14 protein-coding genes and 1 pseudogene are annotated in these 17,564 nt (G+C 71.2%); 5 read left to right on the forward strand and 10 right to left on the reverse strand.

Translation table 11 applies throughout. The annotated features are described in order from the left end of the window. The first annotated feature begins 181 nt into the window (after positions 1-181). Together MKW14_RS11915 and MKW14_RS11920 are read left to right on the forward strand one after the other, a co-directional pair. Positions 182-1,093 carry a D-alanyl-D-alanine carboxypeptidase family protein gene (locus MKW14_RS11915; RefSeq protein WP_240861989.1) on the forward strand — a complete coding sequence of 304 codons (912 nt, stop codon included), beginning with the start codon at positions 182-184 and terminating at the stop codon, positions 1,091-1,093. A 172-nt stretch (positions 1,094-1,265) separates the two neighbouring features. Then, a complete protein-coding gene (locus tag MKW14_RS11920; protein WP_240861991.1) occupies positions 1,266-2,261 on the forward strand; it encodes a BRO family protein in 996 nt (331 codons plus the stop codon). 90 nt (positions 2,262-2,351) lie between these two features. Here the strand turns inward: MKW14_RS11920 and MKW14_RS11925 are convergent, their stop codons facing one another. Genes MKW14_RS11925 through pdhA form a run of 3 tightly spaced genes read right to left on the reverse strand, consistent with a single transcriptional unit; the run spans position 2,352 to position 5,962 of the window. Continuing rightward, positions 2,352-3,791, reverse strand: a complete 1,440-nt coding sequence (locus tag MKW14_RS11925; RefSeq protein ID WP_240861993.1) for a dihydrolipoamide acetyltransferase family protein — start codon at positions 3,789-3,791, stop codon at positions 2,352-2,354. Between the two features lie 10 nt (positions 3,792-3,801). Next, on the reverse strand, positions 3,802-4,809 hold the full coding sequence (locus tag MKW14_RS11930; protein WP_240861996.1) for an alpha-ketoacid dehydrogenase subunit beta: 1,008 nt from the start codon (positions 4,807-4,809) through the stop codon (positions 3,802-3,804). A 1-nt stretch (position 4,810) separates the two neighbouring features. Next, the gene (pdhA, locus tag MKW14_RS11935; protein WP_240861997.1) at positions 4,811-5,962 is read right to left on the reverse strand and encodes a pyruvate dehydrogenase (acetyl-transferring) E1 component subunit alpha; all 1,152 of its coding nucleotides are present in this window, start codon (positions 5,960-5,962) and stop codon (positions 4,811-4,813) included. Positions 5,963-6,409: 447 nt separating this feature from the next. On the opposite strand from pdhA, the gene MKW14_RS11940 reads away from it, so the two are divergent. Beyond that, entirely contained in the window at positions 6,410-7,477 is a 1,068-nt protein-coding gene (locus MKW14_RS11940) for a phosphotransferase (RefSeq protein WP_240861999.1), read from the forward strand. Between the two features lie 109 nt (positions 7,478-7,586). On the opposite strand, the pseudogene MKW14_RS11945 reads toward MKW14_RS11940, so the two are convergent. Continuing rightward, positions 7,587-9,161: pseudogene (locus MKW14_RS11945) on the reverse strand (protein kinase domain-containing protein). A gap of 336 nt (positions 9,162-9,497) precedes the next feature. On the opposite strand from MKW14_RS11945, the gene MKW14_RS11950 reads away from it, so the two are divergent. Then, positions 9,498-11,117, forward strand: a complete 1,620-nt coding sequence (locus MKW14_RS11950) for a protein kinase domain-containing protein (protein ID WP_240862001.1) — start codon at positions 9,498-9,500, stop codon at positions 11,115-11,117. Between the two features lie 90 nt (positions 11,118-11,207). On the opposite strand, the gene MKW14_RS11955 is transcribed toward MKW14_RS11950, so the two are convergent. Then, positions 11,208-11,747: a bacterial proteasome activator family protein gene (locus tag MKW14_RS11955; protein ID WP_240862003.1), complete on the reverse strand. Its 540-nt coding sequence runs from the start codon at positions 11,745-11,747 to the stop codon at positions 11,208-11,210. A gap of 86 nt (positions 11,748-11,833) precedes the next feature. Continuing rightward, on the reverse strand, positions 11,834-12,385 hold the full coding sequence (locus tag MKW14_RS11960) for a PadR family transcriptional regulator (RefSeq protein ID WP_240862004.1): 552 nt from the start codon (positions 12,383-12,385) through the stop codon (positions 11,834-11,836). Positions 12,386-12,463: 78 nt separating this feature from the next. On the opposite strand from MKW14_RS11960, the gene MKW14_RS11965 reads away from it, so the two are divergent. Next, positions 12,464-13,129, forward strand: a complete 666-nt coding sequence (locus MKW14_RS11965; protein ID WP_240862006.1) for a hypothetical protein — start codon at positions 12,464-12,466, stop codon at positions 13,127-13,129. Between the two features lie 6 nt (positions 13,130-13,135). Here MKW14_RS11965 and MKW14_RS11970 read toward each other — a convergent pair whose 3' ends face one another. The 4 genes from MKW14_RS11970 to MKW14_RS11985 are packed head-to-tail and all read right to left on the reverse strand — an operon-like array spanning position 13,136 to position 17,546. Further along, the gene (locus MKW14_RS11970) at positions 13,136-14,116 is read right to left on the reverse strand and encodes an NAD(P)H-quinone oxidoreductase (RefSeq protein ID WP_240862007.1); all 981 of its coding nucleotides are present in this window, start codon (positions 14,114-14,116) and stop codon (positions 13,136-13,138) included. Positions 14,117-14,149: 33 nt separating this feature from the next. Next, positions 14,150-15,247, reverse strand: a complete 1,098-nt coding sequence (locus MKW14_RS11975) for a potassium channel family protein (protein ID WP_240862009.1) — start codon at positions 15,245-15,247, stop codon at positions 14,150-14,152. Further along, on the reverse strand, positions 15,244-16,632 hold the full coding sequence (locus MKW14_RS11980; RefSeq protein ID WP_240862011.1) for a molybdopterin molybdotransferase MoeA: 1,389 nt from the start codon (positions 16,630-16,632) through the stop codon (positions 15,244-15,246). Before MKW14_RS11980 ends, MKW14_RS11975 begins: the two co-directional genes overlap by 4 nt. Then, entirely contained in the window at positions 16,629-17,546 is a 918-nt protein-coding gene (locus MKW14_RS11985) for an NTP transferase domain-containing protein (protein ID WP_240862013.1), read from the reverse strand. The genes MKW14_RS11980 and MKW14_RS11985 overlap by 4 nt, the downstream gene beginning before the upstream one ends. Positions 17,547-17,564 lie beyond the last annotated feature (18 nt).

Genomic DNA, 17,564 nt, shown 5'->3' on the forward strand with positions numbered 1-17,564 from the left:
ACATCACGTACGCATAAGGGATCACGTCCAACATACGGACGAATCACCCTTCACAGGAACCCGGCCCAACAACAGCACAACCTTCTGTGCTACTTACGTGTCACACACATGCGGCCCCATTCGCTTCCCCCTCCAACTCGGCCGCATATCAGGGGCATTCAACGCAATCGGGGTATTTCAGTTGATTACCGCCATCACCGGCACCAAGGGCAGCCGCCTCCGCCGCGCCGCCGCGGTCAGTGTCACCGCCGGCGCCGTTCTCGCGGCCGGGGCCTTCGCCGCGGCACCCGCGCAGGCCGTCACCACGCCCTCGATCGTGGCCAAGGGCGGCTACGTGATGAACAACGCGAACGGGTCGACGCTGTACACCAAGGCTGCGGACACCAAGCGTTCGACGGGCTCCACCACGAAGATCATGACCGCCAAGGTCGTGCTCGCGCAGTCGAACCTGAACCTGGACAAGAAGGTCACGATCCAGAAGGCGTACAGCGACTACGTCGTCGCCAACCACGCCTCCCTGGCCCACCTGATCGTCGGCGACAAGGTCACCGTCCGTCAGCTGCTGTACGGGCTGATGCTGCCGTCGGGCTGCGACGCCGCGTACGCGCTCGCCGACACGTACGGGTCCGGCTCCACCCGGGCCGCGCGCGTGAAGTCGTTCATCGGCAAGATGAACAAGGCCGCGTCGGACCTGCACCTGAAGAACACGCACTTCGACTCCTTCGACGGCATCGGCAACGGCAACAACTACTCGACGCCGCGCGACCTGACGAAGATCGCCAGCAGCGCGATGAAGAACGCCAACTTCCGCGCGATCGTCAAGACGAAGTCGTACACGGCGAAGACGATCACCAAGACGGGCTCCACCCGCACGATGGCGGCGTGGAAGAACACCAACGGGCTGCTCAGCAGCTACAGCGGCACGATCGGCGTCAAGACCGGCTCGGGTCCGGAGGCCGGCTACTGCCTGGTCTTCGCCGCGACCCGGGGCGGCAAGACGGTCATCGGCACGGTGCTGTCCTCCACGTCCATCCCGAACCGCGAGGCGGACGCGAAGAAGCTCATGAACTACGGCTTCGCCAAGCTCGGCTGACCCCGAGTCACCGTCCTACCGAAGGGCCCCTCGTCACTGGCGAGGGGCCCTTCACGCTTTGCAGCCACCGGCAAGCGGAAACCACGAACTTCGCTCGCACAAGTGAACATCAATAAGCCAGCTGGCATATTCGATTTCCTCCGCCCTGGGTTCCGCAGCGGAGGTGGTTCACATGAACGAACCCAGCAAGCAGCCCAACGCGGGCAAGCGACAGGACGCGATCGACGTCAGTGACTTCGTGTACGCGGCGACGGGGGCCAGGGTGCGGCGGCTCACGGTGCCGGACGGGTCTCACTGGTTTCCGGCGGTGGATGTGTGCACCGAACTCGGTTACACCACGCCCAGGAAAGCTCTTCTCGACCACGTCCCGGAGGAGCACCGAAAGAATCTCGAGACCGTGACTGGAAGTCACGGTCTCAGCATTCCCGCAGGTAGGTCATGGCGCCGAGACCTGAACCTCATCGATCTGCAGGGTCTCATCATCCTGGTCAACGGCTGCACGAAGCCGGCCTGCGCGCCCTTCAAGCAATGGGTCGCCGAAGTGATCGAGACCGTCCAGCGAGAGGGCTCCTACACCCTCGAAGAAGCCGAAGTGCAGTCCGCCGAACCCGGCGCCCCCATCGCGTACGCCATGCCGGAGCAGGTCGCCGAAGCGATCGTGCGGCTGGAGGAACGCAATCTTCAGGCCGACGAACAGTTCGCAGTCGCGCAGCACAAATCGCTCGCCCTGCAACAGGAGATCGCGGACACGCAACAGAAGATCGCGGAGACGCAGCAGGAAATGGTCGATCTGCAACGCGCCACCCTCGCCGCACAACAGACCATCGCCCAGGCCATGGAACGCATCGCGGACCGGATCGACATGCTGGCCTTCCGGCGTCCGGCACCACCCACCGCCGACAGCCCCGCACCACCGACCACGGAATCTGTTCTGGCCGACTGGCGTCGGCGGCTGGCCGTGACGGAGGACGTGTGGACCGTGGCCGTGGTCATCGCACCGGTGCTCGTCGAGGAGGGTGAACTCCGGCAGCCGCTCGAAGTGATCGCCGCCCGTACGGGGCTGTCCGTGCAGCGCGTCAACGAGTGTCTGCGGATGCTGCGCAAGCACGCCTGTATCCGCCCGCAGGGTGCCTCCGAGGACAGGGCGCCGGTTTACGTGCTGAACTGACCCCGAGCGACAAAAAGAATGAAGGGGCGGCCGCAATCCGAAGTTGCGGCCGTCCCTTCATGGTTCAACCTACCCTGCCCGCCCGGCACCTCACGCCCAGCTGATCAACCTCTTCGGCTGTTCCAGGATCGACGCCACGTCCGCGAGGACCTTGGAGCCCAGTTCGCCGTCGACCAGGCGGTGGTCGAAGCTGAGGGCCAGGGTGGTGACCTGACGTGGCTTCACCTTGCCCTTGTGGACCCACGGCTGGAGCTTGATCGCGCCGACCGCGAGGATCGCGGACTCCCCGGGGTTGAGGATCGGCGTGCCCGTGTCGACGCCGAAGACGCCCACGTTGGTGATGGTCACCGTGCCGCCCTGCATGGCGGCCGGGGACGTCTTGCCCTCGCGGGCCGTGGAGACCAGCTCGCCCAGGGACTCGGCGAGCTGCGGCAGCGTCTTGGCCTGGGCGTCCTTGATGTTGGGGACGATCAGCCCCCGAGGAGTGGCCGCCGCGATGCCCAGGTTGACGTAGTGCTTGAGGACGATCTCCTGGGCCGCCTCGTCCCAGGACGCGTTGATGTCGGGGTTCCGCTTGATCGCCACCAGCAGGGCCTTGGCGATGAGGAGGAGCGGATTCACCCGCAGGCCCGCGAACTCCTTGTCCTGCTTGAGCTCCTCCACCAGCTTCATCGTCCGCGTCACGTCCACCGTCACGAACTCGGTGACGTGCGGCGCCGTGAACGCCGACCCGACCATCGCCTGCGCGGTCATCTTGCGGACACCCTTGACGGGGATGCGCGTCTCGCGTGCCGAGTCGTACGTCGGCACGGGCGCGGGAGCGACCGCGGGAGCGGAGGGTGCCTCAACGGGCGCTTCCGGCGCCTGCGTCGACGCCACCGCCGCGTGCACGTCCTCGCGCGTGATGATGCCGTCCGGGCCGGACGGGACCACCGACGCGAGGTCGACGCCCAGGTCCTTGGCCAGCTTGCGCACCGGCGGCTTGGCCAGCGGCCGGGGCTTCTCGGCGGTCTCGGCGGCCGGCGCCGTCCCGCCGTGGCCGTTCAGCTCGGTCTGGATGGCCGTCGACGCCGGGGAGACCACGGCCTCCGGGCCCTTGCGCGGGCGGCGCCTGGTGGAGGACGTCGCCACGCCGTAGCCGACGAGGACCGGCTGGCGGCCCGACCCCTCGGGCTTCTTCTCCTCGGCGGTCTCGGCGGAAGCGGCGGAGGCGGCGGAGGCCGCGGTCTCGGCCGGCGCCTGCGCGGGAACCTCGGCGGGAGCCGCACCGCCGGAGACGTCCACCGCGATGATCGGCGTGCCCACGTCGACCGTGGTGCCCTCGGGGAAGTGCAGGTCGCGTACCACCCCGTCGTACGGGATGGGCAGTTCGACGGCCGCCTTGGCCGTCTCGACCTCGCACACCACCTGGCCGTCGGTGACCGTGTCGCCGGGCTGCACGTACCACTTGAGGATCTCCGCCTCGGTGAGCCCCTCGCCCACGTCCGGCATCTTGAACTCGCGTACGGACGCTTCCGTCATCGTCGTCACGACCCTCTCCTCAGTACGCCAGGGCACGGTCGACGGCGTCGAGCACCCGGTCCAGGCCCGGCAGGAACTCCTCCTCCAGCCGGGCCGGCGGGTACGGGGCGTGGTAGCCGCCGACCCGGAGCACCGGGGCCTCCAGGTGGTAGAAGCAGCGCTCGGTGATCCGGGCGGCGATCTCCGCGCCCGAACCGAAGAACACCGGTGCCTCGTGGACCACGACCAGGCGGCGGGTCTTCTCCACCGAGGTCTGGATCGAGTCGAAGTCCAGCGGGGAGATCGAGCGCAGGTCCAGGACCTCCAGCGACCTGCCCTCCTCGGCGGCCGCGTCGGCCACCTCCTGACAGAGCTTCACCATCGGGCCGTACGCGACCAGGGTCAGGTCGGTGCCCGTGCGCACGGTCCGTGCCTTGTGCAGCGGGCCGGGGATGGCCTCCGGGTCGACCTCGGCCTTGTCCCAGTAGCGGCGCTTGGGCTCGAAGAAGATCACCGGGTCGTCGCTCTGGATGGCCTGCTGCATCATCCAGTAGGCGTCCGAGGCGTTGGACGGGCTGACCACCTTCAGGCCCGACACGTGCGCGAACAGCGACTCCGGGGACTCGGAGTGGTGCTCGACCGCGCCGATGCCGCCGCCGTAGGGGATGCGGACGACGACCGGAAGCTTGACCTTGCCCAGGGACCGCGCGTGCATCTTGGCGAGCTGGGTGACGATCTGGTCGTAGGCCGGGAAGACGAAGCCGTCGAACTGGATCTCCACCACCGGGCGGTAGCCGCGCAGGGCGAGGCCGATCGCGGTGCCGACGATGCCGGACTCGGCGAGCGGGGTGTCGATGACGCGGCTCTCGCCGAAGTCCTTCTGCAGGCCGTCCGTCACCCGGAAGACGCCGCCGAGCTTGCCGACGTCCTCGCCCATGACGAGCACCTTGGGGTCCGCGTCCAGGGCGCGCCGCAGCGACTCGTTGATCGCCTTGGCCAGAGCCATGTTCTTGGATGTCGCCGTCTTGGATGTCACGGTCTCCGCCATGTCAGGCCCCCTCTCCGTCCGCGAACGACGCCTGGTAGGCGGCGAACTGGGCTCGCTCCTCGTCGACGAGCGCGTGCCCGTCCGCGTACACGTTCTCGAAGATGGCGAAGTGGTCCGGGTCCGGCATGGCACGGACCGCCTCGCGCACTCGCTTGCCCAACGCCTCGGACTCGGCCTCGAGTTCCGCGAAGAATCCCTCGTCCGTGTGGTTTGAGGCCTCCAGGTACCGGCGCAGCCGCAGGATCGGGTCCTTCGCCTCCCAGGCCAGCCGCTCCTCGTCGCCCCGGTAGCGGGTGGGGTCGTCGGAGGTGGTGTGGGCGCCCATCCGGTAGGTGTACGCCTCCACCAGCGTGGGGCCCTCGCCGCTGCGGGCCCGCTCCAGTGCCCACTTGGTCACCGCGAGGCAGGCCAGCACGTCGTTGCCGTCCACGCGGACGCCCGGGAAGCCGTAGCCCTGGGCGCGCTGGTAGAGCGGGACGCGGGTCTGCTTCTCGGTCGGCTCGGAGATCGCCCACTGGTTGTTCTGGCAGAAGAACACGACCGGGGCGTTGTAGACCGCGGAGAAGGTGAACGATTCGGCCACGTCGCCCTGGCTGGACGCCCCGTCGCCGAAGTAGGCGATCACCGCGCTGTCGGCGCCGTCCTTGGCGATGCCCATGGCGTAGCCGGTGGCGTGCAGCGTCTGGGAGCCGATGACGATCGTGTAGAGGTGGAAGTTGTTGCTGTTGGGGTCCCAGCCGCCGTTGTTCACGCCGCGGAACATGCCGAGCAGGTTGGTCGGGTCGACCCCGCGGCACCAGGCGACGCCGTGCTCGCGGTAGGTCGGGAAGACGTAGTCGTCCTCGCGGGTGGCGCGGCCGGAGCCGATCTGGGCGGCCTCCTGGCCCAGCAGCGAGGCCCACAGGCCGAGCTCGCCCTGGCGCTGCAGGGCGGTGGCCTCGGCGTCGAAGCGACGGGTGAGGACCATGTCGCGGTACAGACCGCGCAGCTCTTCCGGGGTGATGCCGGCGACGTACTTGTCGTACTCGGCGTTCTTCAGGCGCTCGCCCTCGGGCGTCAGCAACTGAACGAGTTCGGGCTTGGTGCTCGGGGACTTCTTCGTCCCGGCGCTGCGTCGCGGCTTGCGCGCGGCGGCAGTGCTCTCCACGGTCACGTGTGCTCCTCCGTCGGTCCGGCCCCCGGGGTTGCCGGGTACCAGTACGGCTCACCTGTTCCGACACCCGTGCACGGGGTGGGTGCCACTCGGCCGGAACAGGCGTGACAAGGTGCCCCGGCGAGCGCCCTGCACAAGGCACGTTACCCAGTGCTCCACATCTCTGTGAAACCCCTCCTGACCTGGGTTTTTGCTTGGATTTCCAAGTAAATCCCGAGAGCCCGGAACTTGTCCTGGTCACAGCCTTGCAGGGGGCCGGAACAACGGCACGTTATATCGGTGACCGAGGTCACGGGAAGACTTTCCGTGTCGCACTTGCGCGGACACGGCACGGAAAAATCCCGTTGGTGGTCCTGAACGCCACTTCGAGCACATGGTGTGACCGAATGCGACTGCCTGTGACAATGCCCAGCTCACAGGCCCGGCTCGTGCCCTAGCATCTGGCGCGTGCCGCGCTCCTCTGTACCACCCCACGGGCCTCACGCGCCCCCGCTGGGCGTCCTGTTGCGTCAGTACTCCGCCGGTTCCGTCCTCGCCTGTGAGCCCGTCGAACAGGGCCTGCTGAACCGCGGCTATCGCCTGTGCACCACCCGGGGCCGCTACTTCCTCAAGCACCACTTCGACCCCGAGACCGCCGACCCGGCCGCCATCGCCCGCCAGCACCGGGCCACCCAGCGCCTGGCGGACCTGGGCGTCCCGGTGGCGCCCCCGCTGCCCCGCAGGGACGGACGCACGGTCGCCGTCGTCGGCGGGCGCGCGTACGCGCTGCATCCCTGGGTCGAGGGACGGCACCGGCACGGCGGCCAGCTCACCGCCGGGCAGTGCGAGCGGCTGGGGGCGCTGCTGGGGGTCGTCCACGCCGGCCTGGAGCGCGTGATGCCGGCCCGCGCGCGGGCACGCGCCTCGGACCCGGCCGCCTCTGACCGGGCGGCCACGCACGTGTGCGCCGAGAGCGCCGATCCCGCCGACACCTTCACCCTCATCGACGACCTGCTCGGCCGGGTGCACCGCCACCGGCCCGCCGACTCCTTCGACGAACTCGCCCGGCACCGTCTCCTGGAGCGACGCGAGCTGCTGGAGCGGCACGCCGACCGGCGTCCCCCGCGGGGCGGCTCGGTGGGCTGGGTGCACGGCGACTTCCACCCGTTCAACCTGCTCTACAAGGGGGACGCGCCGGCCGCGATCGTCGACTGGGACCGGCTGGGGCTGCGCCCGCGCGCGGAGGAGGCCGTACGGGCCGCCGCGATCTTCTTCGTACGGCCCGCGGGCACCCTCGACCTGCCGAAGGTGCGGGCGTACGCGCGCGCGTACCGGCGTACGGCGGGCGCCACGCCCTCCCAGCTCGCGGCGGCCGTGCACCGCGTGTGGTGGGAGCGGCTCAACGACTTCTGGATGCTGCGCTGGCACTACGAACGCGGTGACACCCGAGCCGACCCCCAGTTCCCGGCGGCCTCGGCCCTCGCGGTGTGGTGGACCCGCGAGTACGACACGGTGTGCGAGGCGTTCGCGGGGTGACGGGCGGGCTCTTGAGCGGTACGCGCGCGTGAAGGTCCCCGTCAGCGGCACACGCGCGGGAGCATGCGAACTCCCCCGCGCGTGTGCCGGTTGATCGAACGCGACCGGGTCAGCCGCCGATCCCCTGCGTCAGGCCGCCGTTGTCCGTACCGTCGCCGGGGCCAGTGGGGTCCGAGGTGTCCGACGGCTGGGACGTCTCGCTGGGTGTGGCCGAGGGTTGCGAGGTCGTCGGCTTGTTCGTCGGCTGGCTGGTCGGCTCGCTGGTCGCGCTCCGGGACGGCGTGTACGACGGGGTGTACGACGGCGTGTAGTCCCCGGACCCGGAACTCGTACCGGAGTCGTCCGTGGACGTGTCGGCGGACTGGTCCGTCGACTGGTCGCTCGGCGTCTCGCTGCTGGTGTCGTCCTTGGTGCTCTGCGAGGTGGTGGGCGTCTGGGAGGTCCCGGCGCCGCCCCCGTCCCCGCCGCCCTTCTGCAGGGCCAGCGCGACGCCCGCCGCGATGGCGATCACCGCGAGGACGGCCAGGATCCACAGCTTGCCGCGGCCGCTGCCCCGGTTGCCGTGCCCCTCGAAGCCGCCGTCGTCCCCGCCGCCGTAGCCGCCCGGCAGGATCGGCTGCGGGATCTGCGTCGTGCCGGAGCCGTCGGCCGGGTGCGGGAGCACCTGGGTGCCGGCGAAACCGGCGGCCGGGGTGTGCCGGCCGTCGTGCATGCCGACCGGGCCGGTGTTCCAGGTGCCGGTGTGGCCGCCCTGGTCGTACAGCATCTGCAGCCCGTACTGGACCAGTCCGCGCATCTCCTCGGCGGTCTGGAAGCGGTCGTCCGGCTCCTTGGCCAGCGAGCGCATCACCAGGCCGTCGAGCTCCGGCGGGGACTCCCCGTTGGAGATCTGCGAGGGCGGGACCGGTACGTCCTGGACGTGCTGGTACACCACCGACAGAGGGGTCTCGCCGACGAACGGCGGCCGCAGGGCGAGGAGTTCGTACAGCAGACAGCCGGTCGCGTACAGGTCGGAGCGGTGGTCGACGGCCTTGCCGAGCGCCTGCTCCGGGGAGAGGTACTGGGGCGTGCCCATGACCATGCCGGTCTGCGTCATCGTCGTGGACGCGCCGTGCAGGGCGCGCGCGATGCCGAAGTCCATGACCTTGACGGCGCCGTTGTGCGTGATGATGACGTTCGCCGGCTTGATGTCGCGGTGCACGATGCCGTGCTAGTGCGAGTAGGCGAGCGCCTCCAGGACGCCGGAGACGATGATCAGGGCCTGCTCGGGCCCCGGCGCCTCGGCGTTGATCAGCAGGTCGCGGATGGTGCGGCCCTCGACGATCTCCATCACGATGTACGGCACCGACTGGCCGCCCACGTAGTCCTCGCCGGAGTCGTACACGGCGACGATCGCGTGGTGGTTGAGGCCGGCCACCGACTGGGCCTCGCGGGTGAAGCGGGCCTTGGAGACCGGGTCCTCCGCGAGGTCGGCGCGCAGCAGCTTCACCGCGACGGTGCGCCCCAGGCGCACGTCCTCCGCGGCGAACACCTCTGCCATGCCGCCTCGGCCGAGTCTGCGGGTCAGCCGATACCGGCCGTCCCCGACAAGCCCGCCGTTACCCCACATCTCCGGCGCATCTGACATACCGCCGCCAGTCGCCTCGGGGTCGGACGGGCCCTGAGCGCGCTGCTGCTGCTCCATCAGTCCTCGCCGTCGTTTCTGCCCGCGGTGCGCGCGGTGTTGTTACGGTCTCCGTCGGCCACGCTACAGCCTCAACGCAAGCCTCCGGTTCGAGAAGGGGACCGGAACCGGCACGAGACGGACCGGCCATCAAACCGTCTTCCGGTGAGGTCGTGCAAATTCTGTGTACCGGCCGTACGGCCTCTGTAACGCTCGCGCGACGCTTCTTTCGCGTACGGTCACGGAACGGGCACCGCGCTTGACGTGTCAGTGCCCTCGGGCAGACTTGGCCGGGAATGAGCCATTCGATCAACGACTGCCGGGCCGGCGCCTGAAGGCCCATGGGGGACGCGGAACATGAGCCAGGACGCCGCACAGGGCCGTTACGCGGGCCGGGCGCTCGCAGGCGGCCGGTATCAGCTGCGCGACTTGCTCGGCGAGGGCGGCATGGCCTCGGTCCACCTGGCATACGACGCCACACTGGACCGGCAGGTCGCGATCAAGACACTCCACACCGACCTCGGGCGGGAACAGGCCTTCCGCGAGCGCTTCCGCCGCGAGGCGCAGGCCGTGGCCAAGCTCACGCACACCAACATCGTCTCGGTCTTCGACACCGGCGAGGACACCCTCGACGGGATGACGACCCCGTACATCGTCATGGAGTACGTCGAGGGCCGCCCCCTCGGCTCCGTGCTCGACGAGGACGTACGGCGGTTCGGCGCGATGCCCGCCGACAAGGCGCTCAAGGTCACCGCGGACGTGCTCGCGGCGCTGGAGATCAGCCACGAGATGGGGCTGGTGCACCGCGACATCAAGCCGGGCAACGTGATGATGACCAAGCGCGGCGTGGTCAAGGTGATGGACTTCGGCATCGCGCGCGCGATGCAGTCCGGTGTGACGTCCATGACACAGACCGGCATGGTCGTCGGCACCCCCCAGTACCTCTCGCCCGAGCAGGCCCTGGGCCGCGGCGTCGACGCCCGCTCCGACCTGTACTCGGTCGGCATCATGCTGTTCCAACTGGTCACCGGACGGCTGCCGTTCGAGGCGGACTCCCCGCTGGCCATCGCCTACGCGCACGTGCAGGAGGAGCCGGTCGCGCCCTCCTCGGTCAACCGCGCGCTGCCCCCGGCCGTGGACGCGCTGGTCGCCCGCGCGCTGAAGAAGAACCCGAACGAGCGCTTCCCGAACGCCGTCGCCATGCGCGACGAGTGCCTGCGCGTGGCCGCGTCCTTCCAGGCCGCCCCGCCGAGCATCGTGCCGGGCGCCCCGGCGCAGAGCGGCGCCGGTGTCGGCTCCGCCGTCTTCCCGCCGGTCGACCAGTCGGCCGCGGGGCCGACGGGCCCGGTCCAGACGCCGTACCAGCCGCCGACGCCGAACCCGTACTCCACGCCCGCGCCCTCGCCGTCGTACGGCTATCCGCAGCAGGGCGGCTATCCGGCGCCGGCCGCGTACGGCGGGCAGCCGTCCACCCCGCCGCCGTACACCATCACGCCGCAGCCGCCGACGCCCGTGCCCTCGGGCGGCGACCGGAGCAACAAGCCGGTCGTGGTCGGCGCGGTCATCGTGTCGATCATCGCGGTCACCGGGCTGCTCGCGGCCGTGCTGCTGCACACCGGCGGCAACAAGGACAAGGGCGCGAGCGGGAGTTCCAGCGCGACGGCGTCGACGAGGGAGGTGACGGGCCATCGCGGTCCGGACACCTCGAAGACCATCGACAAGACGGAGTGCACCGAGCCTCAGGAGTCGTACGACGAGGCGGGCAAGATCCGTGTGCCCGACTTCCGGTTCAAGTACATCGGCTCGGTCAAGGAGTGCCTGCAGGCCGCGGGCTGGAAGCTGAAGATCGACCACCTCGACGAGAACACGTACGGCCAGGGCGCGGTGATCAACCAGTTCCCCGCGGCCGGCGCCGACGTCAACCCGAAGAAGGTCGAGCTCGAGCTGCAGGTCTCGACGGGCGATCCGGCGTCCTGACCTCGGACGTACGAAGGGCCCGGCGGTTCGGCCGCCGGGCCCTTTCGTTGTCGTGGTCCGCGTGTTTACAGGTACGGGCGTGGTCAGCGCTTACAGGTACGGTCCGCCCGAGCGGCCGGCCGCGGGGCCGTCCTCGCCCACGCCCGGGGAGACGCCCGGCGGCAGGGCGCGGCGCATCTGCTCCAACTGGGCCCGCGCGGCCATCTGCTGGGCGAACAGCGTGGTCTGGATGCCGTGGAAGAGGCCCTCCAGCCAGCCCACCAGCTGGGCCTGCGCGATCCGCAGTTCGGCGTCGCTGGGGGTGCCCTCGTCCTGGAACGGCAGGGACAGCCGCTCCAGCTCCTCCACCAGCTCCGGTGCGAGGCCGTCCTCCAGCTCCTTGACCGAGCTGCGGTGGATGTCCTTGAGCCGGGCCCGGCTCGCCTCGTCCAGAGGAGCCGCCCGCACCTCTTCCAGGAGCTGCTTGATCATGCTGCCGATCCGCATCACCTTGGCCGGCTGCTCGACCTGCTCCGTCACCGGAATCTCGCGGGAGTCCTCGTCGCCTCCGCCGCCAATCGCCATGCCGTCCTGGCCCACGACCAGGATCTGGGGATTCTCCGGCGACCGTTCGTTCCTCGGCATCTCCATGCCGCCATTCTCTCGCACCCGTGCATCTCATCACCGTGGTGCCCCCCGTACGAGGTGATCCACCGTGCACGGCGTGAAGGTTTGCGTCACTCCTCCGCGCGCTCGGTGACCGTCAGCCGCAGCACCCGGGCCTCGCAGTGGTCCAGCCAGCGGATCTCGGCCTCCGCGTGACAGATCAACTGCTCCAGGACCAGCAGCCGCGCCAGCTCGTCCGGATGCCCGGGGGAGTCCGCCAGCGCCTGGGCGCGCTGCCGTACGTGCTCGTGCAGCGCCTGCGACGCGTGCCGGCGCTGGGTCTCGACGACCTCGCGCACGTCGACGCCGGGCGCGGTGACCGCCAGCGCCAGCTTGATCGCCAGCTCGTCGCGCGGCGGGCTCGCCCGCTCCACGGGCCGCCCGAACCAGGCCCGCAGCTCCTCCCGGCCCGCCCGGGTCAGCGTGTACAGCGCCCGTCCGCCCTCGTCCTCGCCGTCCTGCGCGACCATGCCGTCCCGCTCCAGGCGGCCCAGGGTCGTGTAGACCTGCCCGATGTTCAGCGGCCAGGTGCCGCAGGTGCGCGCCTCGAACTCGGTGCGCAACCGGGAGCCGTAGCGGGGGCCGCCCTCCAGGAGCGCCAGCAGGCCGTGACGTATCGACATACCCGGATTGTGCGGCCGGTTCGCGTTTTTGGCGGAGTCCGGAATGCCGGACGCGCGCGTCGGTGTGACCGTGGATGCATGACTCGATGGGCGCGTACGGTGCGGACGGCGGGGCTGCTGGTGGGGGTGGGGGCCGGGGTGATGACGGGCGGCGCGGCCTGGGCCCACGGGGACGGATCGACGGCTCATGGCTCCGGATCGGCGTACGGGCGGCAGCACCCGTCGGAGCACCGGACCCAGCCCGCGCCCGGCGCCACTCCGAGGCACCCGCACACGCCCGCACATGAGCTCGCGTCGGCGTACGAGACCGTGGGGGCGCCCGGTTCCCATGGCCGGCCCGCGCCCGAGCATCATGTGCGGACCTCCGCCCCGTCCGCTTCCGCTTCCGCTTCCGCCGAGCCGTCCCGCGCCGGGAGCTTGGCCGGGGTGGGGCGGGAGCGGCCGGGGCGGGCCGAGGAGTCGCCTACGGGACAGGGCGAGGACACCGACGTGGCGACCACCGACCCGGAGCAGGCCGACGGGGGCGACGACGGCGTCGCCGAGAGCGCCGACGCGGCCGTGCCGTCCGAGGAGGCCGTTCAGGTCACGCCCACGCCCGCGCAGCAGTCTCCGGGGCAGACCCTCACGCAGGCCGTGCCCCCCGCCGAGCCCGTCCTGCGCGTCCTGCCGCTGGGCAGCGGACTGGTGCTGATCGGGCTCGGCCTGGGGCTGGCGTTCATCGGGCTGCGGCTGCGCCGGTCCTGAGGCCCGTCAGCCCACGACGAGCAGCACCTTGCCGATGTGCCCGCTCTCCTCCACCACCCGGTGCGCGGCGCTCGCCTCGCTCATCGGGATCTCACGGTCGACGACGGGACGGACGTGCCCGGCGGCGATCAGCGGCCAGACGTGTTCGCGCACGGCCGCCACGATGGCCGCCTTCTCGCCCAGTGGACGGGCCCGCAGCGAGGTCGCGCTGATGGCGGCCCGCTTGCCCAGGAGCGCACCGATGTTCAGCTCGCCCTTGACGCCGCCCTGCAGGCCGATGATGGCGAGCCGCCCGTTGACGGCGAGGGTCCGGACGTTGCGGTCCAGGTACTTGGCGCCCATGTTGTCGAGGATGACGTCGGCGCCCGTGCCGTCCGTGGCCCGCTCCATCTCCTCGACGAAGTCCTGCTCCCGGTAGTTGATCAGGATGTCCGCGCCGAGTTCGGCGCACTGGTCCAGCTTCTCCTTGGTGCCGGCCGTGACCGCGACCTTGGCGCCGACGGCCTTGGCCAGCTGGATCGCCATGGTGCCGATGCCGCTGGAACCGCCGTGCACCAGCAGCGTCTCGCCGGGACGCAGGTGGGAGACCATGAAGACGTTCGACCAGACGGTGCAGACCACCTCGGGCAGCGCGGCCGCCTGCTTGAGGTCCAGCCCCTCGGGCACGGGCAGCAGCTGTCCGGCCGGTACGGCGACCTTCTCTGCGTAACCGCCGCCCGACAGCAGCGCGCACACCTCGTCGCCGACGGCCCAGCCGGAGACGCCGCGGCCGAGCGCGGCGATACGGCCCGAGCACTCGAGACCGGGGTAGGGGGAGGCTCCGGGCGGGGGGTCGTAGAAGCCCATGCGCTGCATGATGTCGGCGCGGTTGACGGCGCCGGCCACCACCTCGACCAGCACCTCGCCCTCCGCGGGCACGGGATCGGGGACCTCCTCCCACACCAGGGCCTCGGGTCCGCCAGGTTCGGAAATCGTGATCGCATGCATGGGGGCGACGCTACCCCTCGCCGTCGGTGGAACTCAGTCCTGCCGCATCGGGCGGACGTCGGGGGCGACCTGATTGCCCGGGGTCGCCCGGACGATGGTGATCAGACGGTCCGTCAACTGCAGGCTCCCCACGGCCGGATCGTCGTAGCCGAGCACCCGGTGCCCGCGTACGACGCTCACCACCAGGTCCTCCGTCTCCCGCGGGCCCCTGCCGGTCTCGGCCTTGGTGACCGGGCGTTCGACCATGTCGAGCCCGCTGCCCTGCTGGATGAGGTCCTCCATCACCATGCCGGCCGCCGGACTGAGCACGGACAGGCCGAGCAGCCGTCCGGCCGCACTGGCGCTGGTGATGACCGCGTCGGCACCGGACTGCTTCAGCAGCGGCGCGTTCTCCTCCTCCCGCACGGCGGCCACGATCTTCGCGCCCCGGTTGAGCTGCCGGGCCGTCAGCGTCACCAGCACGGCCGTGTCGTCGCGCTGGGTCGCGATGATGATCTGGCGTGCCCGGTGCACCTCGGCCCGCTTGAGCACCTCGCTGCGGGTCGCGTCACCTATGACCCCGGCGTACCCGTCGGCCGCCGCCGCGTCGATCACCTTGGCGGCGGGATCGACCACGACGACCTGGTCCTTCCTCAGCCCCGTCGCGCAGACGGTCTGGATCGCCGACCGCCCCTTCGTCCCGAACCCGACGACAACGGTGTGATCCCGCAAGGCGGACCTCCAGCGGTTCAGCCGCCATTCCTCCCGGGTGCGTTCGGTGAGCACTTCGAGGGTGGTGCCGACCAGGATGATCAGGAAGAGCACGCGCAGGGGCGTGATGACGAGGATGTTGGTGAGCCGGGCGCCATGGCTGACCGGGGTGATGTCGCCGTAGCCGGTCGTGGAGAGGGTGACGGTCGCGTAGTAGAACGCGTCGACGAGATCGACCGAGCCGTCGGCGTTGTCGTTGTAGCCCTCGTGGTCGGCGAAGACGATGAGGGCGGTCGCGACCAGGACCAGCAGGGCCATCAGCAGGCGTTTGGCGACCTGCCGGATGGGCCGGTCCACCACCTTCCGGGGGAGCTTCACCCGATGGGTCACGAGATGTTCGTCCGCCTGGCGGGCGATCGCGTCATGGCCCGGAAGTTTCACGTGAAACACACCCCGATGCCGGCGGACGCCCAGGGCAGATCGAGGAGTTCGAGCTCCTGACCCGCCCGTGCGCCACCGGGCGGTACGACGGCGAGAGCGTCGGCCGCCGCGATGCCCCGCAGCATGGCGGGTCCGTTGTAGTGCAGCGGCACGGCGACATCCCCGCGCAGCACGACCGGGATGAGCCGGGTGTCGTACGGATGCCCGTGCGCCGTGCCCTGCACCGGCAGCGCGTACGGCTCCGGGGCGGGGTGCGCGGCGAGGGTGCGCAGCAGGGGCTCGGCGAGGGTGAGCAGGCCGGAGACGGCGGCGAGGGGGTTGCCGGGGAGGCCGACGAGGTGCTGGTCCTCCTTGGTGCGGGCCAGCAGCATCGGATGGCCGGGGCGCACCTTCACGCCGTCCACGAGGAGTTCGGCGCCGATGCGTTCCAGGGTGGGGTGGACGTGGTCGACGGGGCCGGAGGCGGTGCCGCCGGTGGTGACGATCAGGTCGGCGGTGGAGCCGGTGATCGCCTTGTGCAGGGCCTTGGCGTCGTCGCGCAGGCGGCGTACGGCGATGACCTCGGCGCCGAGCGCGCGCAGCCAGGGCGGCAGCATCGGGCCGAGCGCGTCCCGGATCAGACCGTCGTGCGGCCGTCCCTCGGTGAGCAGCTCGTCGCCGAGGACGAGGACTTCGGCGCGGGGGCGGGGTACGGCGGTGAGGGTGTCGTAGCCGGCGGCCGCGGCGAGTCCGAGCACCGCCGGGGTGACCAGGGCGCCGACGGGCAGGAGCTGGTCGCCGGAGCGGCACTCCTGGCCGCGGGGGCGGATGTCCTGGCCGTGGTGCATCTCGCGGGTGGCGTGCAGGCGGCCCTGGGCGTCGCTGCGGCCGTGTTCGGTGCGCAGGACGGCGGTGGTGTCCGGGGGGACACGGGCGCCGGTGGCGATCCGGACGGCCTCGCCGTCGGTGAGCGGCTCGGGTTCGGCGTGCCCGGCGAGCACTCCCTCGTCCCGTACGTCCCAGGGGCCGGGCCCGGCGACCGCCCAGCCGTCCATCGCCGAGGTGTCGAAGGAGGGCAGGTCGGTGAGGGCGGTGAGGGGGGCGGCGAGGGTGAGGCCCAGGGCGTCGTCCAGGGTGACCGAGACGGGGGCGCGGCGGGCGGCTCGGGAGCCGGCGCGGGCGGCACGGGCGGCGGTCGCGCGGGCCTCGGGCCAGGGGGTGGCCCTGTGGTGGGCGTCCGGCTTGTGATGGGTGCCCTGGGCGGCGGGGGCCGGGACGTGGGCGGGGCCTTCCGTACGGCCGCCGGGGTCGCCCGCGGGTCCACCGTGCTCGTTCACCAGCGCGAGCACCTCCTCGACGTCCAGGTCCTCGGCGTCCTCGCCGGTCCGGGTGGAGCGGGCGGTCATTCGGCGTCCGGACGGGTCTCGGGCGTGGCGTCCGGAGCCGCGTCCGTCTTGGCGTCGGCGGCCTCGTCGGCCCAGCGGGACGCGAGGGCGGCGGCCTTGCGGGCGGCCTCGGCGACGGCCTGTGGGCCGCCGCCGGCCAGTCCGGCGGCATAGCCGACGAGGAAGGTGGTCAGTGGTGCGGCGGGCCTGGCCACACCGTGAGCGGCGTCGCGGGCGAGATCGAGCAGGACGCCGGTGTCGACGTCGAGGTCGATGCCCAGTTCGTCCTTGGCTGCGGAGATCCATTCATCCAACACGTGCCCATGCTCCCTGATGCGTGCCCTGGCGGTGGCGATGTCGTCCCAGGTGTCGCAGTCGAAGGACGCGACGGGGTCGGGGACGCGGGTGAGGTCGAGGCCGGCGGTCAGCCGGCGCAGGGGAAGGCCGGTGAGGCCGTCGTGTTCTTCGGCGAGGGCGGCCAGTTCGCGCTCCAGCGCGGGCGCGCGGTAGGCGGCCACGAGGGGTTGGTCGCGGCCGTCGGCGTCGGTGAGCAGGGCGCCGTCGGCGCTGCTCGCTCCGACGGCGGTCAGCAGCCGCCGTACCGTCTCCGCCGCGAGGAAGGGCAGGTCGGCGGAGAGGACGACGACCGTGCCGGCCTTGGTGTGGCGCAGTCCGGCGCCGAGGGCTGCGAGCGGGCCGCCGCCGGGCGGGTCCTCGCGGGCCCACAGCACGGGCCGGGGTGTGGGGCGCGGTTCGGCCACGACGACGGTCCTGCGCGCGTCGGCGCAGGCCGCGAGCACGCGGTCGAGCAGCGCCCGCCCGCCCACGCTGAGGCCGGGTTTGTCGGCGCCGCCGAGCCGCCGCGCGGCGCCCCCGGCGAGCACGACGGCGTCGTACGCCGTGCCGGGGACGTCCGAGCGCTCGTACGAGGTCACCCCATGAGTATGGGGGGA

The organism is Streptomyces gilvus (assembly GCF_022513565.1).
GTDB lineage: Bacteria > Actinomycetota > Actinomycetes > Streptomycetales > Streptomycetaceae > Streptomyces > Streptomyces gilvus.